Origin of the sequence: Pseudoalteromonas sp. SM9913, assembly GCF_000184065.1 — a bacterium.
GTDB lineage: Bacteria > Pseudomonadota > Gammaproteobacteria > Enterobacterales > Alteromonadaceae > Pseudoalteromonas > Pseudoalteromonas tetraodonis.
Genome location: NC_014803.1, coordinates 2,602,111 through 2,626,818 on the forward strand (window position 1 = coordinate 2,602,111; position 24,708 = coordinate 2,626,818).

Here is a 24,708-nt window from a genome sequence, read left to right on the forward strand (position 1 = left end):
TTATTTAACTCCTTTATTTTTATAGGGGATGACAATGTTAAATCGACAGCCTTGCGGCTCATTATGCTCAATTTTTAGTTGCCCATGTAACTGTTCAACTGACTCTTTGACTATAGTAAGGCCTAAACCACTGCCTTGTAAGCTAATCTCTTTGGTATGTTTACCTTGATAAAACGCCCCAAAAACATGATCTCTTTCATGCTCTTTAATGCCACAACCCTCATCTGCTACTTGCATATTTAGGCCGTTATTTTCTAGACTCAAGCTAATAGTAACGACTTGGTTTGGCTGAGAAAACTTTAAGCCATTGGAAATTAACTGAATTAAAATCATTTCAATTAACTCCCGTGGCAAACTAAGAGAAATATTAGGTAAACTATTGTGCCAAATAAGCGATTGTTCTCGCGCATTTAAGCGGTGCTCAAAGTGGTTATTTACCTTTTTTATTAGCTGATTAAATTCCACTTCACTGACGTTGTCTTTACTGGTGCGAATGGCGTTATAACTCAATAAACTGTCTATCATAGTACGTAGCCTCACCATCGATTGACTGATCAGCCCAAGTACCGCTTTTTGCTCGTTATTGATGGGGCCAACGATTTCATCGGCTAGTAATTCAGTGCCCTCAACCATAGAAGCCAAAGGGGTTTTTAATTCGTGAGTAACGTGGCGTAAAAATGTATCTTTTTGTTGTTCTAACATATGCAGCTGCGCTTGCACCCACTGCAACTTGTTACCTAACTCTATGAGTTCAGCCGACCCTTGCACCGATATTTTTTGCTGCCAATCTCCTTGGCCTAACTTATCAATCACTGAGGTTAAGCTTTTTAAGCGCCCGCTTATGCGCCACAAAAAACCGCCGCCAACAAGCAGCGTTAAAGGCGTAAGTGCAATCAACCAGTTTATAAAGGAAGCTTGTAAATTTGTGAGCTTAATTTGGTTTTGAGTGATTTTGGCTTCATTTTCCTCACGTAACCACAATGTTAGCTCCGCTAGTGTTTCGCTGATTGGCACAAATAATTCAGCTTGTTGACGCGCTTCAACCACAAGTTGAGTATGCGCCGTTTGCAAAGTATCCGTTAGCCGTTGCCATTGGTGTGTATTTGCTTGGTTATTTGAAAGCTGTTTTAGCTCATTGATGTTTTGCAATGATGATTGCCATTTATCTACGATTAGCTTATCGAGTGAGTCGCTCTTTAATACCCAGTTTTGCCTAGTTGCTCTTTCTAAACTATTAAGCTCTTGCTTAAGCAGATTAAACGACTTAGTTACTTGGTAATTATTACTCACAATTTGCTGAGTGACCGCTAATTGCTTATTTAATACATTTAAAAACACAATAACCACTATAGATAAGGGCAACAGCGACAACAGCATGCTCATTACAAATTGGCCAATTAAATTGGGGCGCCAATTTATCAATGCTTTATATTTTTCAGCCATGACTGCGGGCATACAAAAGTCCTTTACTATTTTTAAACGTTCTATTATTAAGCGCTCAACTTATACACTCGCTGAACCATCAAGGATAAAAACCCCTGCTGTCTCTAAATAGCGACAAGTTAAGCAATTGATTTAAAAAATTTTAAACGCTTATAACTGCAAAATTGTTGCATAAAACACACAGTTACTTGTAAAAATTACGCACCAATCATCACAAAAAAACATAACTCACTGATTATTAATAAAAATAAATATTGGCACCATTTTTGTTACGAGAACATTAATATTAATCTAAAAAGAGCCAAGGAATGTTCAAAAACAATTTACAGAACGCTGCACTTATCGGTTTGTGCCTAACCAGTACTCATTTATTCGCCCTTGATGTAGATGCTGAATTTAATCGTTTAGACAAAGACAGTAATGGCACATTAAGTGAAGCTGAAGCAGGTGAAGATGCTTTATTACATGAGAACTTTGCACAGATAGACACCGATGAAAACGGGCTCATATCTCTAAACGAATTTAAGCTGTTTATAAAATAAAGGAGTACATTCATGAAACAACTAATTGGTGCTTTTTCGCTCCTATTTTTAGCTATTAGTGCCACCGCACTGGCATCGCCATTAAATGTACGTTTTATGCATTTAGATAAAAATATGGATGACCAAATATCGCTTATTGAGGCAAAGCAAGATAAACAATTACTTAAGCAGTTTGCCGATTTAGACAAAGATAATAACGAGATGATTTCTAAAAAAGAATTCCAAAACTTTAAACCTTAAGTTTAGATTCAAGTTTAATCTATTAGTATAGAGTTAAAAGCACTTGCCATAATCCCTGAGGGAGTGTGTAAACGGATTTAATGTTGGGATTTAAATTATGGCAAGTGCTTTATTTCATTATTGCCAGCAATTAAAATATGCCTTGGAACGCCAACCATGAAAATACAGCTTCTCCTTATTGGTGCTTTACTATTTGTTAGCCATAGTGCATGTGCACTTGATGTAAAGCAACGCTTTGAACATCTAGACACCAACAACGACGAGTATTTAACCCATAGCGAGCTTGCTGCTCAGCCTCAGCTATTAAACTCATTTTCAAATTGGGATGAAAATCAAGACAACAGAATTTCTTTAACTGAGTTTAAAAACTATCTAACCACCAATTTGTACTGAGTATTTAGATGAAACCTATCCGCCATATTATTTTACTAACGCTTACTGTTGTTAGCTGCATGAGCTTTGCGACAAATAGCTATATTACCTCAGAATTTGAAAAACTTGACCGTAATCAAGATGGCTTTTTAACTCGTTCGGAAACTGCCAGTGATCCTGCTTTATGGTCACGTTTTGGCAGTTACGACCGTGATAAAGACGCACAATTGTCATTAAGCGAATATAGTTTGTACGCCAGTAAATAAATAGCTCCCTCAAATAAAGCCTAGTTAATTAGGCTTTATTTGAGAAGATTAAACAAATTCTTTCCTGTTAACACGCAATCTATCCTACCCTGAATTTGCTTGCTCTAGCTAAAAGCTGGGCTTATTCGACTATTAATAAATTATGCTATTGGTATTCTAAATTTGAGTTTGCTACTGTGATAGTACAAATAATAACAACATACCTCTTATGCGACTCAATAAATTAATTAAACCGGTATTACTAGCAAGCCTCTGCGCCTTATCTAGTGTGGCAATTGCACAAACGAAAGTAATATATAATGCCAATGGCTACACCCCTTTATACAAAGGAAAAATGCGCCACGGCGAAGTAAATACATTTACAACCTTAGTCATAAAAGATGGCAAAGTTGTAAAAACAGGTCCTGACAGCTTAAAAAATAGCTTCCCGGGCGCAACCCTAATTGACGCCAATGGAAAAACCTTATTACCAGGGCTCATTGATGCCCACGGACACGTAATTGGCCTGGGTGAAAACTTGTCACAGCTGGATGTGCGCGGCGCAAAATCGGTAGATGAAATAACCGCTAAGCTCAACGAATTTGCCAAAGGCAAAGAAGGTTGGATTATTGGTCGGGGCTGGAACCAAGAGCTATGGTCCGACACGCGTTTCCCTACCGCTGCTGATTTAGACAAAGTCGTCAGCGACCGCCCTGTTATTTTATCGCGAGTAGATAGCCATGCTATTTGGGTTAATTCAAAAGCACTAGAACTTGCCAATATTAATGCTGACACACCAGCCCCAGCAGGTGGAGAAATTATAAAAGATGAGTTTGGCAAACCAACCGGTATTTTTATAGATAAAGCAGAAACCTTGGTTACTCAACATATGCCTGCAACATCTGCGCAATCGGTTAGCAATGCATTAGATGCCGCAGGTAAACATTTATTAAGCTTAGGCATTACCTCAACCCACGATGCAGGTATTGATAAAACCACGTGGCAAGTTTATAAACAGCGCGCTGAGTTAGGTACATTACCGCTTAGAATTGTAGCGATGTTAAGTGCAGCAAGCCCAGATTTAAACATGATGCTTAAAGCGGGTCGGTATCAAGATGCTCAAGATTTTTTATCTATTCGCAGTGTAAAAATTTATGCTGATGGAGCCTTAGGGTCACGCGGTGCCGCGCTTATTGAAGAATACGCAGACAGAGCAAACCACTTTGGCCTAATGCTTGAAACCCAACAAAAGCTAGAACAATTATTTACACTCACTTTTAAAAGCGGGTTTAGTGCAAATACCCACGCCATTGGCGATAGAGCAAATAAAATTGTGCTCGATGCCTATCAAAATGTATTTAAGCAAACCGGTGGTATACTACTGCGTAATCGCATGGAGCATGCACAAATCGTCTCGCCAGAGGATATTCCGCGCTTTAAAACCCTGAAAATAATTCCATCAATGCAACCTGTGCATGCTACATCTGACATGCATATGGCAGAGCAGCGTTTAACCGATAAACAACTCCAAGGCGCATACGCTTGGCAAACATTTTTAGAGCAGGGGTCGACTATTGCAGCGGGTTCTGATTACCCTGTCGAGCTCGCGAACCCGTTTGATGGCTTATATTCTGCCATTACACGTATGGATCATAATCAATTGCCTGAAAACGGTTGGCGCGCCAGTGAAGTGTTAAGCAGAGAAGATGCATTACGTGCGTTTACCCTTGGCGGCGCGTATGCAGCGCATCAAGAGTTTAAGCTAGGGAGTTTAGAGCAAGGTAAATGGGCTGACTTTATAATGGTTGATCAAGACTACTTTAAAGTCCCCATTGAGCAGCTATACAAAACTCAGGTGCTGCAAACGTGGATTGCGGGTACGTTACGCTACGAAAAAGACGTCGCAAAAGCTGAGTAATTAAAAACAAAAAAGGGTTAACTTGCGTTAACCCTTTTTTGTTATCAACTTTTGACTGACGATATAGCTTAATAATGTGATAAATATTAACCAAAGCCAACAAGCCGTTGGTAAAAGCCACCGGCACTGAGCCTATAGCCGCACCGTAAAAAGTAAACGCAATACAGCCCAATAAATTAAACCAACGTAGTTTGGTTACATCAGTCATGGTTAATGATATGACTAATAAGACGGATGCTAAATAACCTAAATATTCCCAACTCAATTGTTCTCTCCTAGGCTTTAGGTTAGTATTACGCGTTAAATTTTAGTACATTATTAAGCTACGCTACGCAGTAGTTAAAATAAAAAAGCTAACTTACCAATAAAACCTTAAAATATACTGGTTAATACCACAATTTTTAATCATTACACGGAAGAATGAAGGTCATTTAACGCTATTAATTATATTAACGGCGTGGGCAAGTTAGCATAAATTCTTAATCTTAATGCTATCGTCATTAAGGTGTAATAAATAGGACAATTGTCCGAAGAGCATGATTGATGTTTCAATACCATTTTTCCAGTTACCTTGTTGATCAACTGCTGACGTTTGCCGGCAGTAGTTTTCAGCAATCAAAAAAAGAAATATTAATACAGCAAGACCAACCGTTAACTAAGTTGGTATTAGTGCGAAGTGGAACTGTATCGTTTAGTTACGATGTAGGTAATGGCAGGCGCCTGCTTCTTGGCCAACTCGACTGTAACAATACCCTAATTGGCGAAATTGAAGCACTTAATAATAACCCCTGCATTTACACGGTAACCTGCTTTAGTGATGTCACGTATAACTTGATTGAATTAAAACATTGGCGCGCATTATTGCTCGATAAACCCGAGCTAAGCTTATATACGGCGCAAACGATTGCGGCTAAGTTTCAAGAAAATCAAAAAATTAATTTAGATAAGCTGTTACTGCCGTTGAGCTACAATATTGCCAAAGACTGCTTATTACGTGCAGAGAATAACAATCCCACTTTATTACGTGCTTACCCTACGGTAAATGCAGAAGCTGAGCGCTTTGCAACCACTGAGCGTGCATACAGGCGTGTAGTGAGTGAGTTAGTAGAGAAAAACTTAGTGCAAAGAAGCACACAAGGACTACAAGCTGTCGATATTCCTAAATTAAGTGACTATGTAGATAGCTTTGCACAGCTTTAAAGACAATAAAAAAGGCCATTAAGGCCTTTTTTATTGATCAAAATCACATTTACTTTTCAAGTAAAATATCGTGGATTTTAGCTAAATCAGATTTACCTTCAATAATTTCATCCGGCGTTAAACCTGATAATTCATGCGGGAATACTAACCATTCTTCAGATTCATGAATGTAGTAATCAGGCACTGTATCAACTTTTGAATTTTTTGGCTTGTAGTATGGACAAGCAATACGAATATCACGTGGTAAGTTTAAACGCATTAGCTCAGAGAGCTTCTCTTTTAACGCTACAATACTACGACCTGAGTCAAAAACATCGTCAACAATCAGTAAAGAGTCACCTGCATTTGCGTTTTCAACTATGTAGTGTAAACCATGTACTTTGATTTCTTTTGATTGCTTACCAATACCGTAATAAGACGAGGTACGAACCGCAATGTGATCCGTTTCTATGCCTTTGTAATCATAATATTCCTGAACCGCAATCCCAATTGGAGCACCACCGCGCCATATACCAATAATAAAATCTGGACGAAAGCCATCTTTATACACTTGTGCCGCTACGCGGAATGAATCTTCAAGTAATTGTTGAGCCGTGATATAGCACTTTTCTGACATAGTAAGGATCCCAGTGGTATGTATAATATTTGAGCGAGGTTTAAATAAAAATAGATGCCCAAACACGTAATGGCGAAGGATTTTACCGTAAATAAAACAAAATTGCTTGTTTGGCGGATAAAAAAATAGGCACCCTAAGGTACCTATTTTTTAACTAATGCGTAATCTCAGTAGATTATGCCTTTTCAAGTAGGGTACGTGCTACGGTGCGCATACCTTGTGTAGTTGCACCTGAAGCCCATTGACTTGTGCTACCACCCATATTAAATGCAGCAGCTAAATCGATGTGTACCCAGCCTTTGCCATCGTTTGGCACAAAGCGAGATAAGAAACCAGCGGCGTTAGATGCACCACCGAAACCACCGCCTTTTTGGGCGCGGCTATTTGCTGTATCCGCATACGGCGATGGGCAGTTTTGTTGATGCCACTTTTCAAGTGGTAATGGCCATGCGGCTTCCATTTCTTGTGACGCAAAGTCTTCCACTTCACGCACTAGCTCTTTATCAAGGGCAAACAATGCGTTGTACTCTTGACCAACAGCAACAAGGGCGGCACCAGTAAGGGTTGCCGCATCAATAATAAGTGGAGCGCCTGTCTCGCCTGCGGCCATTAAGCCATCAGCCAATACTAAACGCCCTTCAGCATCGGTATTTACAATTTCAACGGTTATGCCATTTTTGTAAGTAAGAATGTCACCTAGTTTGTATGCATTACCCGAAATTAAGTTCTCTGCACAACATAAAAACAACTTAATACGCTTTTCTACGCCACGGCTAATTGCCAGTGCCAAACCTGCGGTTACCGTTGCTGCACCACCCATGTCGCACTTCATACCCAACATACCTTCGCTTGGTTTAATTGAGTAACCACCTGAGTCAAACGTAATACCTTTACCAACAAGTGCTGCGCTTACCGGTGCGTTCTCATCGCCAGTTGGGTTGTAATCAAGCTCAAGTAATACTGGCGGACGCTCACTACCACGACCAACGGCATGAATACCAATCCACTGCTGTTCTAATAGCGCATCGCCTTTTATGATTTGATAGCTAACATGCTCTGGTGCAAGTGATTGAATAAATTCAGCGGCTTTTTCAGCTAAGCTTTCTGGGTAAATGTCATCGGCGGTACCATTGATCATTTCGCGCGCCCACGTTGCCGATGCTTTTAAATCAGCGAGTTCTTTAAGATCAGATTGTGCGTTATCAACAAACTCAACACCGTTTAGTACTTTTGGTGATACAAAGCCTTGGTAAAAAGCCCATTGGCTCTCTGTGCACCATACATCACCTTCAAGAACAACATTTTTAATGCCTTGATTTGCAATTGTACGACCCGCTTTTTGCACATTTTTTAATGTTTCTTGCTCAGATAAATGAACCGTTGCGCCGTGTTCGTTAAAAGATAATGACGCACTTTCGCCCCAATGCCCTGGTGCCAACTGCTCGCTTAATTGAACAACAAATTTTTCACTCATGTTAGAATATCCTTGCACTTAAATGTGCGGTTGAGTTTACTATAGAGCGCTTAAGTTCCCAACCGCTTGAGGTGAATAACCTCAACCGGCCTGTAAACCTCAATTTTACTTACCCTAAACTCGGGTTAATAAGTTTGCTAACATATTGAGCTATAAAAATATTTAAGTTTATTATCTCTAGAAAAAATGAACTCAACGCAGTTAGCGCTAAAACAACTACTTGAAATAAACTTATTATCCAGTGCTCAGGTTACATAAGGAAGTCATAAATGAAGTACACCCCGCCATTACAATCTGCCACTTTATTAAAGCGTTACAAACGCTTTTTAGCTGATTTAGAGCTCAGTGATGGCACTACTTTTACCGCTCACTGTGCTAATACGGGTAAGATGACGGGCTGTGCCGATGTCGGTTTTACTGCCTTTTATTCCACCAGCAGTAATACCAAGCGAAAGTACCCGCAGTCATTAGAGCTGACGCAAAATAATGTATCACAGCTTATTTGTGTAAATACCGCTATCGCCAATAAAGTGGTCGAAGAAGCACTTAATAATGAGGTTATTGATGAGCTTACAGGCTATCAACACATACAAAGTGAAGTGAAGTATGGCAGTGAAAACAGCCGCATCGACTTTTTACTTACCCACAGCAGCAAAGCCAATTGCTATGTTGAAGTTAAATCAGTCACGCTGCTGAGCGAAGATCGTCCACAAAGTGGTCAAGGCTACTTCCCTGACGCCCAAACTGTTCGTGGGCAAAAGCATATTCGTGAATTAATCGACATGGTAAAACAAGGGCATCGAGCGGTATTACTATTTGCAGTGCTGCACCAAGGCATCACACAAGTCAGTGCTGCGGTGCATATTGACCCAACCTATGCAGAATTGCTTAGCGAGGCCATTGAGCAAGGCGTAGAAGTATTAGCTTATAAAGCACACATTTCAGCGAGTGAAGTTACTTTAATTGAAAAAGTGCCGTTTATTGACTAGGTAAATAGAGCGCCAGCATTCGTACTGGCGCTCAAAGTGTGCTTACTCTTTACTCATTGATAAATCCATTTCATTAATTAAATTTAGATTAATATCTGCATCTTTAAATAAGATGGGTCTTAATACTGGCGTATTTGAGTAAAAACGCGATTGCTCATCAAAATGTTCTGAGCTTGAATCTGAACTCTGCGACATAGTCAGTAATCCTTTTGCCACAGGACCATCATCGGTAAAGTTCATCACAAACATCCAGCTCGATCCGTAATTAACAGGGTAACCACTGGCTGTTAAATTTGACGCTAACGGTTTACCTGTTATCGCATCATCCAATGTTTGATGATCGATATATGGGATCACCGTAGAAAATGAACGACTGCTACTGCGATCAAAACGATACACATTAAAGCCTCCTTCCACACTCATTGGCCCACTCCAAGGAAGTTTCTCGCCTGAAGCAATGCCGCCTGCTAGCGTTTTTTCAACAAATTGCAGCTCACCTAAAGTACTGTTTAATGCCACGCCATTGCTTTGTAAATTAAGCACTGCATGCGCTAAAGCCGTTAACGCAGAGCCATCGGCAAGTAAGGTATTTGGCGTATTTGCAGGGTTGGTCACATCAAAATTATCATATAAGTATTCATCACCATTAAATAAGTGAGCAAACTCTCTGATTAACGCAGCGCCTTGTGTATCAAGGTTCATAGCGCCATTCCAGCCCTCTAACACGGCGCAGGCAGCTGTTAGGTCAATACTTGTTCCATTAGTTAGGGTAACCGGTGTTGCGCCACGCGCTTTACACTGGGCAACTAAATCATCAAATACTAATTCACCTAAATAGATACGATTGCCTACTAGCGCATTTTCAAGTTCAGCCAAATCAAACTTACTGTCTTCACCGCCTCCCTCTTTTATGAGCTTCAAACCCATACGGGTACGCAATGATAATGGCTGATGAACATCGCCATATTGCGCAGCAAAGCCCACAAGAGGTTGTTCAAGATTAGTAACCCAATAGCTGTCATTTGAGTTTTGTACGTAGTCAGTGCGACTTAGTTGGGGAGCTTGTTCAAAAGGCACAACGCCTTGCGGCTCAAATAACTTTAAGTTACCAGGTACTAAATCAAAGCCCGTCGACTCTCTAAGTGCAACCAATTCAGGTTGCAAACGAATTGCCATATTTGCGGTATCACCCAGTTTCAAAACGGTGCTGTCATCAACAAAAAAGACATTACCTTCTTTATCGCTGGCCATGGTGTTATTAAATGAAACGCCATCGTATTTAGCAAACGAGGCCTTCATCTCTTCTAAGCTGGTTGCTTGATTAATAGCTGACCACTGAGCAACCACATCCATATTAAACTCATTGGCATCTTTGATGGTAAATGCTTGGCTGTCGTTCCACCCTAAACCATTTGCGGCAGGTGTTTCAATCATTAAACCATGGTGGCTATAGTAAAACGGTTTGCTAAGTGTAATTGTGGTCCCTGGTGCCACAGTTACCTCAACGTTAATTGTTTTTGAAGTAATTTCATAATTATCACCTTCAACGCTGTAACCCATGCGATCATTTTCATTTAGTGCTAGCTGATAAATTAAAAAATGACGTGCTGTAGAAAAAGTATGGGTCCAAGCTATGTGCTCATTAAAACCAATATTGATCACTCCTGGCATCCCTTGCAAACTGCCCCCCATTACATTCATAGCGTTGGGAATGGTTAGGTGTGATTGCCAAAAGCGTAAATTGCCCTCGTGAGGAAAATGAGGATTTGCTAATAGACCACCTTTACCATTGGCCATCATATCTTTACCAAGCCCCCAACCATTTGACCCTAAGTGATCAAATTTTTTCTCTAGCTTAAATTGCTTTGCTCGCTGATTAATATTGCCTACCATTGAAGACACAGCACTTGGCTGCTCTGACGTAGGCATTGGCAGATACTCATTCGCATCACCCGGGTTTGCTAAAAAAGCGAGCTCTAAAAAGTTAGCCGAGCTGGCTAGCTGCACTGTAGCCATAGAGTACGCCAACATATCTTGTGCTGTTAAACTGGTAACCCAAGGTGCAGAGGCACACTCCGGCGCTAAATTATCAACCCCCGTATCAGTAACGTATTTATTAAAGCCTTGCACAAACCCTTCAAAGTGCGCTCGGCTGTTCTCTTCTAATTGATCATAATTGGCTTGAGCATATTCATTCACACCCAAGGCTTTATAACCAAAGTCAGAAATTAAATGCGTTGAGTCGCCACTGCCTGGTACTTTATCTGGACCATAGTATTTCGAGCGTTCACCGCGCACTTTAATAATTTGATCCATCAATAGACACGCATGATCTTTAGCATAAGCATAACCACTACCAAACGCTAAGCTCTCTAAGTTATCAGCAGTGATATGCGGCACACCGAAGGTAGTCCAACGGATATTCGCATCAAGTTTATTATCGTCATCAAATGCAATTATTGGCGCGCTCGTCTCTGGAACGGGATCAGGCACCACGACAATTGGTGGTGCAACGTTATTGTCATTGTCTTCGCTACAACCAATTAAAAGTAGGCTACTGGCGATACAAAGTGAGAGTAAATGGGGCTTCATTGTGGTGTTCCTTGTCATTATTATTGTTTAACTTTACAACCATGCCGTAAATACTTATTAAAATCTTGACCTCAAACGCACAAAATTGACTTTGCGCGCCAGTTAGGGCAGCTTAAACTTTAACCGTCTAGAAAAGGATATTTTATGTATTTTGTAAGTAGCCAAATTATTCGTTCTTTAACTAGTTACTTAGCTTCTCAAGGTCTGAATAAAGAACACTTACTTAATAATATTACTCAAGGAGGGCAGCAACTTAATAACAGTCGCTATAAATACCCGCTTGCTGATTACGAACAGCTCATGGCCATTGGCGCAAAACACTTAAATAGGAACACAGTAGGATTAGAGTTTGGTCAAGCGCTTAATGCGCAAAACTGGGGATTACTTGGGCATATTGCTTTAGTGAGTGACTCTTTATTAAGCGCATTACAACATGCTTTAAAGCTGCATACCTTAGTTAGAAACATTGGCACTATTAGCCTACATCATCACCCACAACACAGCAGCCTAGAATGGCACCCCAAAACACCAGTCACACACTTCATGGCAGATGAGCTTTTTAGTAGCTGGCTTGCTTTTGCTCAACAATGTTGTGAATGGCAAGCCCCGTTGATGCTCAGCCAAATAAAATTAATGCGCCCACAACCGCCCATCAATGAAGTTAAACAGTATCAAAGTGTATTTAACTGTCCTATTGAGTTTAATAGCACAACAAATAGCATGATCTTTGATAGCCAATTACTACACTGCCCACTAAAAGGCGCTAATAACGAGCTAGAAACTTTATTAGCCGCACAGGCTATTAACTACAACCACGAAGCTCAGTATATTAGTCAGCTCAAAGCGCTAATAACACAACACCTGCCAGAGCGTTTAAGTGTTCAGCAAGCTGCTCAGGCATTAGCGCTATCAACTCGCAGCCTACAGCGTTACTTAAAACAACAACACACCAGCTACAGCAAAATTATTGACGAAATATGCAAACAACAAGCCCTTATATTACTAAAACAAGGACTCAGTTCGTTAAACATTGCCACTGCGCTGGGCTTTTCTGAACAAAGCGCTTTTCAGCGTGCTTTTAAACGCTGGTATTGTATTACGCCTAAAAAATACTTAACCGAAAAGTAAAAGATGAGTTGTTTTTATTATTTTTGCCCACATAACAACGCCAGTTTATAAACCGATACTGTAATAAAAAAGTATAAACACTGCTTTTGCTACTTTTATATGGGTAAACAGGGTTGAAGCTAATTCGATTATTTAAAAATAAATTTGCCTAGGGTATAAGTTTCTGTTATTTATACCGCCGGCTAATGCTGAGGCATTAAATTAAGGATTTAGGAGAGAGTTATGCCAGACCAAAAAAGACATGGTTTATTGGCTCAAGCCGGTTTAGAACCATACCAAGAAAAACCGGGTGAAGAGTACATGAATGAAGCACAACGTGCTCATTTTAAAACAATTTTAGAAACTTGGCGTAATGATTTACGGAACGAAGTTGATCGTACTAAGTCACATATGCAAGACGAAGCAGCTAACTTTCCTGATCCCGTTGACCGCGCAGCACAAGAAGAAGAGTTCTCATTAGAGCTTCGTACTCGTGACCGCGAACGCAAATTAATTAAGAAAATTGAAAAAACAATCAACTTAATTAAAGAAGACGAGTTTGGTTTTTGTGAGTCTTGTGGCATTGAAATTGGCATTCGTCGTTTAGAAGCACGTCCTACTGCCGATTTATGCGTAGACTGTAAAACACTTGCCGAAATTAAAGAAAAGCAAGCTGGACGCGGCTAATTAAGTTATAGCCATGTCTTCTACAGCCGTTACCGCGCAAGTATCTGACTATCGCGGCCGATTTGCACCGTCTCCTTCGGGGCCGTTACATTTTGGCTCACTTGTGGCGGCTGTAGGTAGCTACCTAGATGCAAAAGTTAACCAAGGGAAATGGTTAGTACGCATTGAGGATATAGACACCACTCGCGTTGTTAAAGGCGCAGCCACCGATATCCTAAATACCTTAGACGCCTACTGCCTTAATTGGGATGAAAACGTTGTGTATCAAACACAGCGTCTTACTATTTATCAAGATGCAGTAAACTCACTGTCAAAACAACACCTTATTTATGCCTGCCAATGCTCTCGTAAGCAAATAAAAGCGCTAGGTGGAATTTATCAAGGGCAATGTAAACATAGCCAACTCAGTGAACAGGGTCATGCCCTTCGCTTAACTCAATGCCATGCAACCGTGACTTATAACGACCTTATTCAGGGGCGTATTGACGTTGACCCTGCTCTGGCCCATGAAGATTACATTATAAAACGTAGCGACGGTTTATTTGCCTATCAACTGGTGGTGGTTATTGATGACATTGAGCAAGGGATCAATCGAATTGTACGAGGCGCTGATCTACTTGAACCTACCGCCCGTCAAATAAGTCTCTTTAAGCAACTTAATAACCCTATTCCAGAATTTGCTCATTTACCTTTAGCGGTAGCAAAACCCGGATTTAAACTCTCTAAACAAAATTACGCCCCCGCTATTTGCAAACAAAATCCCAAACCGACTTTGATAGCGGTATTTAACTTTTTAGGTTTGCCAACCCACGACCAACTTATGGATTTAACCACAGAGCAATTACTTGCTTGGGGCGTGGCACATTTTAACTTAAGCCGCGTTCCCACTACGCGTGAAATACAGATTTAACGCTCTTTCGCGGATTGGGTATAACAAATTCAAATAAAATCGTTAAAAATGGCTTAATTTCAGCACTGCAACTTAATTTTTCCACCTTGCTGGTATATGATAGCCGCCTAAATATATGCTAATTACATAAAACAGTAAGTACAGCTCTATGAGAAGGTACTTGTTGTCATTTTGATTGCAATGGCGAGTCAATCAACCGCTTCTCTAGGAGACAGACTATTATTTCCAAGCTTTTTCAATTTTGTCGACAAATTATCGGCCCGAATGCCAGTGCCGAAGATGTCGCAATCAGCAGTGAACCGTTGGTGATCCCTCGAGGTGAGCATGGTATTTCTCGCAAACAATTTAGCCCAAATGCAATCAAAGTACTCTATCGCCTAAAAGATGGTGGCTATGATGCCTACTTAGTTGGTGGTTGCATTCGCGATGTATTGTTAGGTCAACAACCCAAAGATTTTGATGTTGTAACCAATGCAACCCCTGAGCAAGTTAAAAAACTGTTTCGTAACTGCCGTTTAATTGGCCGCCGCTTTCGTTTAGCGCACATTGTTTTTGGTCGTGAGATTATTGAAGTGGCCACCATGCGCGGCCATCACGAAGCACAAGAAGACAAAAATCAAATTAGCCAATCAAGCGAACATGGGCAACTACTTCGCGACAACGTATTTGGCAGCATTGAAGAAGATGCCGAGCGTCGTGATTTTTCAATCAATGCCTTATATTACTCAATCAATGATTTTTGTATTTATGATTACGCCAATGGTTTAGCGGCCATAAAGGCAAAACAAATTGAGTTAATTGGCGACCCTGAAACACGCTATCGTGAAGACCCCGTGCGTATGCTTCGTGCAGTGCGCTTTGCTACTAAACTCGATATGCAAATAGCACCTGCAAGCGAAAAGCCAATAACCGCTCTAGCTAGCTTGCTTGATAACATTCCACCGGCACGTTTGTTTGAAGAAATACTCAAGCTGTTTTTAAACGGCAAAGCACAACAAAACTTTTTAATGCTGCGCAAATACGGGTTATTTAAATCGTTGTTCCCAGAACTTGACCGCATTTTGGATAAAAACCCAGGCGGGCTTGAAGAAACTTTCATCAAGCAAATGTTTGCAAACACTGACATCCGCATTAATGCAGAGAAAAAAGTCACCCCTGCGTTTGTATTTGCAGCGTTACTGTGGTTTCCATTGGTTGAACGTACTGAAAAAATTCGACGTCAAGAACAACTCTCTGAATACGATGCCTTTGCCCAAGCAATTAATAAAGTACTTAGTGAGAACGCTCAGCATATTGCAGTACCAAAACGCTTTACGTTAGGCGCCCGTGATATTTGGCATATTCAACAACGTTTAGACAAACGTGCAGGCCAACGTGCCTATCGCTTAACACAGCAGCCTCGTTTTAAAGCCGCTTATGACTTTTTATTACTGCGTGTTGATGCCGGTGAAACTGAGCATACAGAGCTTGCACAGTGGTGGACACAGTACTTGAGTCAAGATATTAATGGCCAAAAAGAAATGGTGCGAGAGCTAGGTCATCAAGGTGGACCAAAACCACGTAAGCGTCCTCGTCGGCGCACCACTAAAAAACCAGCTGAGTAAAGAATGCAACGTGTCTATTTAGGCTTAGGTGCCAACCTTAATACACCTAAAAAACAACTTGATGATGCTGTTGTTGCACTTAAAAACTTGCCTAACAGCGAGTTTATCGCTTGCTCACATTATTATGCGAGCAAGCCTATGGGGCCACAAGATCAACCCGATTATGTGAACGCGGTTGCCTGTATCAATACCTCGCTACAGCCAGAGCAGTTACTTGATTTAACGCAAGCCATAGAGGTGGAGCATGGTCGAGTCAGAAAAGCTGAGCGTTGGGGCGCACGCACACTGGATATTGATATTTTATTATTTGGTGAGCAGGTTATAAATACAAAACGTTTAACGGTGCCTCATTACGGATTAAACGAGAGAGAGTTTGTTGTTTACCCGCTGCAAGAAATTGCACCCGAACTTATTTTACCAAGCGGCGCATCTATCAAACAGATAGCAAATAACCTACCGCTTAACGACTTACAACAATTACCGCTGTAATTAACTAAGACCACTGTCTGCGAGAATATTATGTCTAAAATAACCGTTTCAACTTTGAATAAAATGAAGGCTGAAAGTAATAAAATCACTGCGTTAACAGCTTATGATGCCAGTTTTGCTAAGTTATTTCATGAGAATGGCGTTGAAGTTGTTTTAGTCGGTGATTCTTTGGGAATGGTATTACAAGGTGGCGATGACACACTCGCTGTGACAAACCAAGAAATTGCGTACCATACTCGCTGTGTTCGCGCTGGAAGCCGTGATCTATTTGTTATTGCCGACCTACCGTTTATGACCTACGCAAATCCAAATGATGCGTGTAAAAATGCCGCAGAGCTCATGCGCTCAGGTGCTAATATGGTCAAGCTTGAAGGTGGCGAATGGCTGCATGACAGCATTAAATCACTTACTCAGCAAGGTATTCCGGTGTGTGGGCATTTAGGGCTTACGCCGCAATCTGTGCACGTATTTGGTGGTTTTAAAATTCAAGGCCGTGAAGAAGCACAAGCACAAAAAATTATTGCCGATGCAAAAGCATTAGAGGCAGCGGGTGCTCAACTACTCGTGCTTGAGTGTATTCCAAGTGCCTTAGCAAAACGTATTACTGACTCATTAAGCATTCCGACTATAGGGATTGGTGCGGGCAATGTAACCGATGGCCAAATTTTGGTTATGCACGATTTAGTCGGTATTTCTGCAGGCTACATTCCTAAATTTTCAAAAAACTTTTTACTCGAAACAGGCAACATGCCTGCCGCTGTTAAAAAGTATTGTAACGATGTTAAAAGCGGCGTTTTTCCAAGCGCTGAACACGAGTTTAAATAATGCAGTCAATCACTGAAATTAAATCATTACGCAGTCAAATAAGAGCTTGGCGCCAAGCGGGTTTAAGTGTTGCACTAGTACCTACTATGGGTAACCTGCACCGCGGTCACTTTTCGTTGGTAGAAAAAGCAAAAACACTGGCCGACAAAGTCGTTGTTAGTATTTTTGTTAACCCGATGCAATTTGGTGCTAACGAAGATCTAGACAAGTATCCGCGTACCTTAGATGCCGATAAACAAGGTTTAGCCGATCTTGAAACGGATATTTTGTTTATCCCCAGTGTAGAGGCTATTTACCCGAATGGCTTAGGGGTGCAAAGTTTTGTTGATGTACCAGGTATTTCGATGGGCTATTGCGGCGGCTCACGTCCTGGCCATTTTAAAGGTGTAGCAACAGTTGTCACTAAACTATTTAACTTAGTCCAACCTGATTACGCCTGCTTTGGTGAAAAAGACTTTCAGCAGCTGCAAGTTGTTAAAACAATGGCCCGTGATTTGTCGATACCAGTAGAAATTATTGGTGTGCCAACGATGCGTGAAGTTAGCGGCCTTGCCATGAGCTCACGCAATGGGTATTTATCAAGTGATGAAAAGCAAACCGCTACGATTTTATTCAACACTTTAAATCACTGTGCGCAGCAACTAAAAAGCGGAAATAAAGCGTTTGCTACTCTTGAAGCTGATGCTAAAGCGACTTTAGAAAGCGCAGGGCTAAAACCAGATTATTTTTCGATAGCTCAACGAGATACATTAAAAGCTGCTACACTCGAAGATACACGATTTGTTATTTTAGCTGCCGCCTTTTTAGGAAGTGTTAGATTAATCGACAATATACAGGTTGAAGTTTAATACTGGTGTAGCCTCACTTTAAGGATAAGTATGAAAACTTTTATTAAAACCACTCTAGTGGCTTTTTCTTTTGCAGCATTGGCAGGGTGCCAAAGCCAAGCAGGTAATCCAGCACTTAACCAATGCGCTCAGCAAAGTTATCAATGCGAAACCAGCTGTGAACAACAAACAACCACCGACAGCCTTAAGTCACAGGTTTGCTCATCTAAATGCATCGAAGCGTATAATCAATGCAAAGTACAAGCTGAAAACTTAAGTAAAGCTGACTAATATCAATCGGCATAAATTGTAAACCAAAAAAAACCGCTCATTTGAGCGGTTTTTTAATTATTAGCGGTTTATTTTAAGCCTAACTTTTTCAACTCAACTTCAACTAGCTTTGCAGAAAGTGGCACATAACCATCTTTTTCTACAATTTTTTGACCTTCTTGCGAAAGTACCATCTTTAAAAACTCAGCTTCAACTGGGCCAAGTGGCTTATTTGGGTGTTTATTTACATAAACATATAAGAAACGTGAAAGTGGGTATTTACCTTGAGCTACGTTTTCAAGCGTGGCATCAACAAAGTTAGTACCTTTTTTAGATAACGGAACAGTACGCACACCCGATGTTTTATAACCAATGCCAGAATAACCAATGGCATTTAGTGATGCTGAAATTGACTGTACAACAGAAGCTGAACCCGGTTGCTCGTTCACGTTATTACGAAAATCGCCTTTACATAAGGCTTTCTTTTTAAAGTAACCGTAAGTCCCTGATACTGAGTTACGTCCATATAATTGCACGTCTTTTGCAGCCCAATCACCTTCTAGACCAACATCACTCCAGCGGTTTACTTGCTCTGGTGCGCCACATTTACGTGTTGATGAGAAAATAGCATCGATTTGGTCAATACGCAGCCCTTCAATTGGGTTATCTTTATGAACAAATACCGCCAATGCATCAATTGCTACACGTACTTGTGTTGGCTTATAGCCATAGCGCTTTTCAAATGCTTCAATTTCTTTCGACTTCATAGCACGGCTCATTGGACCTAAATTTGCCGTTCCTTCTGTTAATGCTGGTGGCGCAGTAGACGAACCTGCCGCTTGAATTTGAATATTTACATTTGGGTAAATACGCTTATATTCTTCAGCCCAAAAGGTCATCATGTTGGCTAACGTATCAGACCCTACCGATGAAAAGTTACCTGATACACCGCTAATTTTTTGATACTCAGGCATACCGTCTTCTAATGCTACTGCTTGCGCAGATACAAATGTTGTAACAGCCACACCCATTGCGGCAACTAAGTTTTTAAATTTCATTTTGGGGTTCTCCAGTTTGTTCGTCCCATTTCCTAACTGCGGTTCACTCTAAAGTGAGTACATGACAATGGTGTGACTCTTAAATGACACTTTTATGACTAGCAGTATTACTCGTCACTAATGGCGAAATAGAGATCAGCCTATCGCTTGAAAACGCAAAAGAAAAACAGGAGCCTTTACCCAGTTCACTGTTAATTTTTAATTGGCTACCATGGCGAGTAAGTACATGTTTAGTAATTGCTAAGCCTAATCCTGAGCCACCTGTGGTGCGGCTTCTGGCTTTATCGACCCGATAAAAACGCTCAGTTAAGCGATTTATATGCTCTGGTGCAATACCATCACCATTATCGGTAACACTAAAACATGCCTGTTCATTGTTGCGCTGCCAACACACCTCAATTTTACCACCTGGCTTAGAATAATGAATGGCATTAAATACTAAGTTTGAAAACGCACTTCTGAGCTCATCCTCAGCACCGGTAATATCAAGTGACGCATCAATATTAAAAATAAGTTGATGGCCTTTATCTTGATTTATAGACTGTGCTTCAGTTTCAATCAGTTTTAGCAATTGCGGTACCTTTACTGCCTTATCATTACTGTGGCGTTTTGCGCCTTCAATACGTGATAAAGAAAGTAACTGATTCACTAAACTATCCATGCGTTTACATTGCTCTAGCATGGTAGTTTGTGCTTTATTCCACATTGCAGGCGGAGGGAGCGAATCACTGTCGAGCATTTCAAGGTAGCCGGTAACAACCGTTAAAGGGGTTCTGAGCTCATGAGACACATTAGCAACAAAGTCTTTACGCATCTGCTCAAGTTGCTTTAAACGGGTGACATCGCGTACTACCACCAATAACTGAGTGTTAGCATAAGGCATCACCCTAAACTCAAGTACTTGCTCTACACTGTGGCCACTTTCGAGCTCCAGTGCATCGCTAAACTCTTTACGGCGCATATATTTAGCAAATTTAGGATCGCGAATGAGGTTATCTAAACGCTGACCATGATCAACCGGCCATTGTAACCCTAACACTTTGAGTGCAAGTTGATTACACCACACAATTGATAAATCGTTTTGCAATACAACAACAGCATCAGGCACCGCCTCAGCACCGTCACGAAAACGGCGTATCAGCTCTGCCAGTTCGTTACGCTTTTTACGATTACGATGTTGCAGCTGATAGATGCCTTCAAATACTTGCTCCCACGACCCTTCACCTTCTGGTGGGTTAAAACTGCGCTGGTTATGCAGCCAATCACTTAACCGATAAAGTTGATGGTAATGCCACATAAGTAGCGAAAAAGCGCCCAAAAACAACATCAAAAATGGGGCACCAATAAGCACCCCAATTAAAAGTAAAGGTATAAAATAGACAAACAGCCGCTTTGTTAGCGCCTGCTTGTTAATAACTCGATACATACACGCTCTTTACCTTATAAACGCTAGCAGACAAGTTGACTGAGCTAGGTTAATAGATTGCTACTTAACTAAGTAAGCTTAATTTTAAGCACACTATAGTTTACTCGAAAAGCGATAACCAGCTCCGCGTACCGTTTGTACTAAGCGGTCGTGTCCAAGCGTAGCAATCGCTTTACGCAAGCGACGAATATGAACATCTACGGTTCTGTCTTCAACATACACATTCGTGCCCCATACATGATCAAGCAGTTGCTCACGGCTGTAAACACGCTCTGGATGGGTCATAAAAAAGTGTAACAGTCTAAATTCGGTTGGCCCCATATCAAGCTCACTGCCCCCTGAGGTAACACGATGCGAAATAGGGTCCAAGCGCAGGCCATGCACTTCAATTGCTTCTTCTAAAGAGGTAGGTGCTACTCGGCGAATAACCGCTTTAATACGCGCCATTAACTCTTTAGGTGAAAACGGCTTAGTAACGTAATCATCAGCGCCCACTTCTAAACCGCGTATTTTGTCTTCTTCTTCGCCGCGAGCAGTCAGCATAATGATAGGGATTTGGCGTGTGTGTTCATTTTGTTTGAATTTTTTAGCAATTTGAATTCCACTACCACCAGGTAGCATCCAATCGAGTAACACCATATCTGGATAAGGTTCAACCATTGCGGCTATTGCAGAATCATAATCTTCTGCCTCAATGGCTTGAAAGCCATTTTGTTCTAAAACAAAAACCAACATTTCCCTGATAGGTGCTTCGTCATCAACGACTAATACTTTACGTGACATTCCAATTTATCTCTTAGGCTATTGAGTAGGTTTCATTATTATGACTAAGTATGACATTTTTATTAAAGTGTAACGTCTAAATTAAAATGAGACTAAAAAAAACACAAAATAGTAACAAAAAATTGAATATGTCATATTTTTATCATCTTGAGCAGTAAATAAAAAAGTGGTTTGCAGTAAAGTGAGTCGTTATTAAAGGCATTATTTATGATATTAACTTGGGATCATCAAATTACTAACTAGCAGCTATTTTTAGGCTTAATAATAAAAGTCGGCACCTATTTAGATCAGGTTTATTATGATCTTAAATACAAGGATCAGAGTTTTATCAAGCAGATCCCTTTTCGGATCACTATTTTACCCACTAACAAAGCTAAACCAATGATTTACTGTGTGATTTTTATCCATTAATTATGATGTTCGACACTTAAAAGTACAAAATGCGTCACTTTAAGCCCTTCACTTAGTAAAGTAATGATCCCAGATAAGGTTAGTTAGTAATCGAGTGATCCCAGATTTATCGGTAAGTAAAATACTGATCTCTTACAGATCAAAAAAGCCAGTGCGTAAGCAACTGGCTTTTTATAATGAGTGCGAGAGTATCGCCGTTATTGGCTCATTATTTTATTTTTGGGTTTAACTCACCGCTTAAGTATTTAAGGTGCATTTCATCCAATGAAATTGGCTTAATTTTACTTGCTTGACCCGCAGTACCAAACGCTTCGTAACGGGCGATACAAATATCAGTCATCGCTTGTGTTGCAGCGGCTAAAAACTTACGTGGGTCGAAGTTAGACGGGTTCATTGCTAAGTGACGACGGATTGCACCGGTAGACGCTAAACGTAAGTCAGTATCAATGTTTACCTTACGCACACCGTATTTAATACCTTCAACAATTTGCTCAACTGGCACACCGTATGTTTCAGGAATTTCGCCACCGTATTGGTTAATCACTTCTAACCACTCTTGTGGTACAGAAGACGAGCCATGCATTACTAAGTGCGTGTTTGGAATACGCGCATGAATTTCTTTAATACGATCAATCGCTAAAATGTCGTCGGTTGGTGGACGAGTAAATTTGTAGGCACCGTGTGATGTACCACAGGCAATAGCCAGCGCATCAACATGGGTTTTATTTACAAAATCAGCTGCTTCTTCTGGATTCGTTAGCATTTGCTCTGTGGTAAGTTTACCCTCAGCGCCAACGCCGTCTTCTTCACCCGCTTCACCGGTTTCAAGTGAACCTAATACACCTAGCTCACCCTCAACTGAAACACCACATGCGTGTGCCATTTCAACTGTTTTACGTGTTACATCAACGTTGTAATCGTAGCTTGACGGAGTTTTACCATCGCTCATTAACGAGCCATCCATCATTACTGATGAAAAACCTAACTGAATTGAACGCTGACATACACCCGGTGATGTACCGTGATCCTGATGCATAACCACGGGGATATGTGGCCATTCTTCAACTGCCGCTAAAATCATATGACGAATAAAAGGTGCACCGGCATACGCACGTGCGCCCGCAGAACCTTGCACAATAACAGGGCTGTTTGTTTTATCAGCCGCTTCCATAATTGCGCGCATTTGCTCTTGGTTATTTACATTAAACGCGGGTACACCGTAACCATGCTCAGCGGCATGATCCAGAAGTTGTCGCATACTGATTAAAGCCATTGGGTATTCTCCAATTTATCGATAGTCATTAAACTATCTAGTTTGAACGGATTTGTTAGTTTGGTGCAATAACTGCACCTCGAACCTTAAAGCTCAATGCCTAAAATTCGAATTAAATAACTAATAAATAAAAGTGAGAGGTATTTATCAGTTAAGTGTAGCAGATGCGGACACTCCACATCTGCCTAACGGCTAGCTAATACTTTACGTATTACTTAGCACGTGATTCTAACATCACTACTGCTGGCAGTTTTTTACCTTCTAAAAACTCTAAGAAAGCACCACCACCGGTAGAAATATACGAAACTTTGTCACTAATGCCGTACTTGTCAATTGCTGCTAAAGTGTCACCACCGCCTGCAATTGAAAACGCTTTTGAATCAGCAATTGCTTGGGCAATAGCACGTGTACCATTACCGAACTGATCAAATTCAAAAACACCGACTGGGCCATTCCATACAACGGTGCCCGCATTAGCAATAATTTTTGCAAGTTTGTTTGCTGTATCAGGGCCAATATCAAAAATCATATCGTCGCTGGTAACTTCGCTTACATCTTTAAGTGTTGCTACAGCTGATTCTGAGAATTCATTACCCACAACAACATCAGTCGGTACCGGAATTTCACCATTGTTAGCTTTTGCTGCTGCACATAAGCGATTAGCTTCGTCCATTAAGTCAGCTTCAAAAAGGGACTTACCTACAGGATAACCTGCAGCGGCAATAAAGGTATTAGCAATACCGCCACCGGTAACAAGCTGGTCAACAATTTTAGATAACGAATCAAGTACGGTTAACTTAGTTGACACTTTAGAGCCACCCACAATCGCCACGAGCGGGCGTGCTGGGTTATCAAGTGCTTTGCCTAGCGCTTCAAGTTCAGCTGATAATAATGGACCGGCACACGCTACATCAGCAAATAAACCTACACCATGCGTTGATGCTTGTGCGCGATGCGCAGTACCAAAAGCATCCATTACGTACACGTCACATAATGCAGCTAATTGCTTTGATAAGATTTCGTCGTCTTTTTTCTCGCCTTTATTAAAACGCACGTTTTCAAAAACAACGACTTCGTTATCTGCAACATCAACGCCGTTTAAGTAATCTTTTTCTAGGCGAACTGTTTGCTCAAGTGCATCATTTAAGTAATCGACAACCGGAGCCAATGAAAACTCTTCTTCGTATTGCCCTTCCGTAGGACGGCCAAGGTGTGACATAACCATCACTTTCGCGCCTTTCTCTAACGCTAGTTTGATAGTAGGTAACGCAGCACGAATACGTGCATCTGACGTCACTTTTCCTGCTTTAACGGGTACATTTAAATCTTCACGAATTAATACGCGTTTGCCGTTTAAATCTAAATCTGCCATTTTAATGACCGACATGAACATCTCCTTAGTTAACG

General features: G+C 40.9%; 24 protein-coding genes and 1 pseudogene. 15 read left to right on the forward strand and 10 right to left on the reverse strand.

The features are described from left to right. The gene (locus tag PSM_RS11935) at positions 1–1,455 is read right to left on the reverse strand and encodes a HAMP domain-containing sensor histidine kinase (protein ID WP_013465727.1); all 1,455 of its coding nucleotides are present in this window, start codon (positions 1,453–1,455) and stop codon (positions 1–3) included. A gap of 296 nt (positions 1,456–1,751) precedes the next feature. Here PSM_RS11935 and PSM_RS11940 point away from each other — a divergent pair, with 296 nt between their 5' ends. The 5 genes from PSM_RS11940 to PSM_RS11960 all read left to right on the forward strand — a co-directional run bounded on the left by PSM_RS11940 (position 1,752) and on the right by PSM_RS11960 (position 4,760). Continuing rightward, complete coding sequence (locus tag PSM_RS11940) at positions 1,752–1,985, forward strand: cag pathogenicity island protein Cag25 (RefSeq protein WP_013465728.1); 234 nt, start codon at positions 1,752–1,754, stop codon at positions 1,983–1,985. Positions 1,986–1,997: 12 nt separating this feature from the next. Beyond that, entirely contained in the window at positions 1,998–2,225 is a 228-nt protein-coding gene (locus tag PSM_RS11945) for a hypothetical protein (protein WP_013465729.1), read from the forward strand. Between the two features lie 156 nt (positions 2,226–2,381). Next, positions 2,382–2,618 (forward strand): EF-hand domain-containing protein, encoded by a 237-nt coding sequence (locus tag PSM_RS11950; RefSeq protein ID WP_013465730.1) that lies wholly within the window; start codon positions 2,382–2,384, stop codon positions 2,616–2,618. A gap of 8 nt (positions 2,619–2,626) precedes the next feature. Further along, a complete protein-coding gene (locus tag PSM_RS11955; RefSeq protein ID WP_013465731.1) occupies positions 2,627–2,863 on the forward strand; it encodes a calcium-binding protein in 237 nt (78 codons plus the stop codon). A gap of 208 nt (positions 2,864–3,071) precedes the next feature. Continuing rightward, positions 3,072–4,760, forward strand: a complete 1,689-nt coding sequence (locus PSM_RS11960; RefSeq protein WP_013465732.1) for an amidohydrolase — start codon at positions 3,072–3,074, stop codon at positions 4,758–4,760. Between the two features lie 34 nt (positions 4,761–4,794). On the opposite strand, the pseudogene PSM_RS18455 reads toward PSM_RS11960, so the two are convergent. Then, positions 4,795–5,025, reverse strand: a pseudogene (locus PSM_RS18455) (YgjV family protein); the annotation flags it as partial. A gap of 278 nt (positions 5,026–5,303) precedes the next feature. On the opposite strand from PSM_RS18455, the gene PSM_RS11965 reads away from it, so the two are divergent. Next, entirely contained in the window at positions 5,304–5,960 is a 657-nt protein-coding gene (locus PSM_RS11965; protein ID WP_013465733.1) for a Crp/Fnr family transcriptional regulator, read from the forward strand. 49 nt (positions 5,961–6,009) lie between these two features. Here PSM_RS11965 and PSM_RS11970 read toward each other — a convergent pair whose 3' ends face one another. Next, positions 6,010–6,576 carry a phosphoribosyltransferase gene (locus PSM_RS11970; RefSeq protein ID WP_008111161.1) on the reverse strand — a complete coding sequence of 189 codons (567 nt, stop codon included), beginning with the start codon at positions 6,574–6,576 and terminating at the stop codon, positions 6,010–6,012. Between the two features lie 175 nt (positions 6,577–6,751). Continuing rightward, positions 6,752–8,050 carry an aminopeptidase PepB gene (gene pepB / locus PSM_RS11975; protein WP_013465734.1) on the reverse strand — a complete coding sequence of 433 codons (1,299 nt, stop codon included), beginning with the start codon at positions 8,048–8,050 and terminating at the stop codon, positions 6,752–6,754. Between the two features lie 269 nt (positions 8,051–8,319). On the opposite strand from pepB, the gene sfsA reads away from it, so the two are divergent. Continuing rightward, the gene (gene sfsA, locus PSM_RS11980) at positions 8,320–9,039 is read left to right on the forward strand and encodes a DNA/RNA nuclease SfsA (protein ID WP_013465735.1); all 720 of its coding nucleotides are present in this window, start codon (positions 8,320–8,322) and stop codon (positions 9,037–9,039) included. A 42-nt stretch (positions 9,040–9,081) separates the two neighbouring features. On the opposite strand, the gene PSM_RS11985 is transcribed toward sfsA, so the two are convergent. Beyond that, entirely contained in the window at positions 9,082–11,631 is a 2,550-nt protein-coding gene (locus tag PSM_RS11985; protein WP_013465736.1) for a penicillin acylase family protein, read from the reverse strand. A 144-nt stretch (positions 11,632–11,775) separates the two neighbouring features. Here PSM_RS11985 and PSM_RS11990 point away from each other — a divergent pair, with 144 nt between their 5' ends. The 8 genes from PSM_RS11990 (at position 11,776) to PSM_RS12025 (ending at position 18,371) form a co-directional block, all read left to right on the forward strand. Then, a complete protein-coding gene (locus PSM_RS11990; protein WP_013465737.1) occupies positions 11,776–12,759 on the forward strand; it encodes an AraC family transcriptional regulator in 984 nt (327 codons plus the stop codon). 222 nt (positions 12,760–12,981) lie between these two features. Further along, entirely contained in the window at positions 12,982–13,425 is a 444-nt protein-coding gene (gene dksA / locus PSM_RS11995; RefSeq protein ID WP_013465738.1) for an RNA polymerase-binding protein DksA, read from the forward strand. Positions 13,426–13,438: 13 nt separating this feature from the next. Then, on the forward strand, positions 13,439–14,335 hold the full coding sequence (gene gluQRS, locus PSM_RS12000; RefSeq protein ID WP_013465739.1) for a tRNA glutamyl-Q(34) synthetase GluQRS: 897 nt from the start codon (positions 13,439–13,441) through the stop codon (positions 14,333–14,335). A gap of 305 nt (positions 14,336–14,640) precedes the next feature. Continuing rightward, positions 14,641–15,939, forward strand: coding sequence for a polynucleotide adenylyltransferase PcnB (gene pcnB / locus PSM_RS12005; RefSeq protein WP_024602358.1), 1,299 nt, complete (start codon positions 14,641–14,643; stop codon positions 15,937–15,939). Between the two features lie 3 nt (positions 15,940–15,942). Next, a complete protein-coding gene (gene folK / locus PSM_RS12010) occupies positions 15,943–16,428 on the forward strand; it encodes a 2-amino-4-hydroxy-6-hydroxymethyldihydropteridine diphosphokinase (RefSeq protein ID WP_013465741.1) in 486 nt (161 codons plus the stop codon). A 30-nt stretch (positions 16,429–16,458) separates the two neighbouring features. Beyond that, positions 16,459–17,253 (forward strand): 3-methyl-2-oxobutanoate hydroxymethyltransferase, encoded by a 795-nt coding sequence (panB, locus tag PSM_RS12015; protein WP_013465742.1) that lies wholly within the window; start codon positions 16,459–16,461, stop codon positions 17,251–17,253. Further along, the gene (gene panC, locus PSM_RS12020) at positions 17,253–18,101 is read left to right on the forward strand and encodes a pantoate--beta-alanine ligase (RefSeq protein ID WP_013465743.1); all 849 of its coding nucleotides are present in this window, start codon (positions 17,253–17,255) and stop codon (positions 18,099–18,101) included. Before panB ends, panC begins: the two co-directional genes overlap by 1 nt. A gap of 30 nt (positions 18,102–18,131) precedes the next feature. Next, the gene (locus tag PSM_RS12025) at positions 18,132–18,371 is read left to right on the forward strand and encodes a hypothetical protein (RefSeq protein ID WP_013465744.1); all 240 of its coding nucleotides are present in this window, start codon (positions 18,132–18,134) and stop codon (positions 18,369–18,371) included. A 68-nt stretch (positions 18,372–18,439) separates the two neighbouring features. On the opposite strand, the gene PSM_RS12030 is transcribed toward PSM_RS12025, so the two are convergent. The 5 genes from PSM_RS12030 to PSM_RS12050 all read right to left on the reverse strand — a co-directional run bounded on the left by PSM_RS12030 (position 18,440) and on the right by PSM_RS12050 (position 24,688). After that, on the reverse strand, positions 18,440–19,408 hold the full coding sequence (locus PSM_RS12030) for a PstS family phosphate ABC transporter substrate-binding protein (RefSeq protein ID WP_013465745.1): 969 nt from the start codon (positions 19,406–19,408) through the stop codon (positions 18,440–18,442). 79 nt (positions 19,409–19,487) lie between these two features. After that, complete coding sequence (phoR, locus tag PSM_RS12035; protein WP_013465746.1) at positions 19,488–20,834, reverse strand: phosphate regulon sensor histidine kinase PhoR; 1,347 nt, start codon at positions 20,832–20,834, stop codon at positions 19,488–19,490. Positions 20,835–20,927: 93 nt separating this feature from the next. Next, on the reverse strand, positions 20,928–21,617 hold the full coding sequence (gene phoB, locus PSM_RS12040; RefSeq protein WP_013465747.1) for a phosphate regulon transcriptional regulator PhoB: 690 nt from the start codon (positions 21,615–21,617) through the stop codon (positions 20,928–20,930). A gap of 619 nt (positions 21,618–22,236) precedes the next feature. Next, a complete protein-coding gene (gene fba / locus PSM_RS12045; protein ID WP_008111197.1) occupies positions 22,237–23,301 on the reverse strand; it encodes a class II fructose-bisphosphate aldolase in 1,065 nt (354 codons plus the stop codon). A gap of 211 nt (positions 23,302–23,512) precedes the next feature. Further along, positions 23,513–24,688, reverse strand: a complete 1,176-nt coding sequence (locus PSM_RS12050; protein ID WP_013465749.1) for a phosphoglycerate kinase — start codon at positions 24,686–24,688, stop codon at positions 23,513–23,515. Between the last annotated feature and the right edge of the window lie 20 nt (positions 24,689–24,708).

Coding starts and splice junctions, on each gene's coding strand:
- PSM_RS11935 (WP_013465727.1), bottom strand. CDS start 1,455: ATGCCCGCAGTCATGGCTGAAAAATATAAAGCATTGATAAATTGGCGC.
- PSM_RS11940 (WP_013465728.1), top strand. CDS start 1,752: ATGTTCAAAAACAATTTACAGAACGCTGCACTTATCGGTTTGTGCCTA.
- PSM_RS11945 (WP_013465729.1), top strand. CDS start 1,998: ATGAAACAACTAATTGGTGCTTTTTCGCTCCTATTTTTAGCTATTAGT.
- PSM_RS11950 (WP_013465730.1), top strand. CDS start 2,382: ATGAAAATACAGCTTCTCCTTATTGGTGCTTTACTATTTGTTAGCCAT.
- PSM_RS11955 (WP_013465731.1), top strand. CDS start 2,627: ATGAAACCTATCCGCCATATTATTTTACTAACGCTTACTGTTGTTAGC.
- PSM_RS11960 (WP_013465732.1), top strand. CDS start 3,072: ATGCGACTCAATAAATTAATTAAACCGGTATTACTAGCAAGCCTCTGC.
- PSM_RS11965 (WP_013465733.1), top strand. CDS start 5,304: ATGTTTCAATACCATTTTTCCAGTTACCTTGTTGATCAACTGCTGACG.
- PSM_RS11970 (WP_008111161.1), bottom strand. CDS start 6,576: ATGTCAGAAAAGTGCTATATCACGGCTCAACAATTACTTGAAGATTCA.
- pepB (WP_013465734.1), bottom strand. CDS start 8,050: ATGAGTGAAAAATTTGTTGTTCAATTAAGCGAGCAGTTGGCACCAGGG.
- sfsA (WP_013465735.1), top strand. CDS start 8,320: ATGAAGTACACCCCGCCATTACAATCTGCCACTTTATTAAAGCGTTAC.
- PSM_RS11985 (WP_013465736.1), bottom strand. CDS start 11,631: ATGAAGCCCCATTTACTCTCACTTTGTATCGCCAGTAGCCTACTTTTA.
- PSM_RS11990 (WP_013465737.1), top strand. CDS start 11,776: ATGTATTTTGTAAGTAGCCAAATTATTCGTTCTTTAACTAGTTACTTA.
- dksA (WP_013465738.1), top strand. CDS start 12,982: ATGCCAGACCAAAAAAGACATGGTTTATTGGCTCAAGCCGGTTTAGAA.
- gluQRS (WP_013465739.1), top strand. CDS start 13,439: ATGTCTTCTACAGCCGTTACCGCGCAAGTATCTGACTATCGCGGCCGA.
- folK (WP_013465741.1), top strand. CDS start 15,943: ATGCAACGTGTCTATTTAGGCTTAGGTGCCAACCTTAATACACCTAAA.
- panB (WP_013465742.1), top strand. CDS start 16,459: ATGTCTAAAATAACCGTTTCAACTTTGAATAAAATGAAGGCTGAAAGT.
- panC (WP_013465743.1), top strand. CDS start 17,253: ATGCAGTCAATCACTGAAATTAAATCATTACGCAGTCAAATAAGAGCT.
- PSM_RS12025 (WP_013465744.1), top strand. CDS start 18,132: ATGAAAACTTTTATTAAAACCACTCTAGTGGCTTTTTCTTTTGCAGCA.
- PSM_RS12030 (WP_013465745.1), bottom strand. CDS start 19,408: ATGAAATTTAAAAACTTAGTTGCCGCAATGGGTGTGGCTGTTACAACA.
- phoR (WP_013465746.1), bottom strand. CDS start 20,834: ATGTATCGAGTTATTAACAAGCAGGCGCTAACAAAGCGGCTGTTTGTC.
- phoB (WP_013465747.1), bottom strand. CDS start 21,617: ATGTCACGTAAAGTATTAGTCGTTGATGACGAAGCACCTATCAGGGAA.
- fba (WP_008111197.1), bottom strand. CDS start 23,301: ATGGCTTTAATCAGTATGCGACAACTTCTGGATCATGCCGCTGAGCAT.
- PSM_RS12050 (WP_013465749.1), bottom strand. CDS start 24,688: ATGTCGGTCATTAAAATGGCAGATTTAGATTTAAACGGCAAACGCGTA.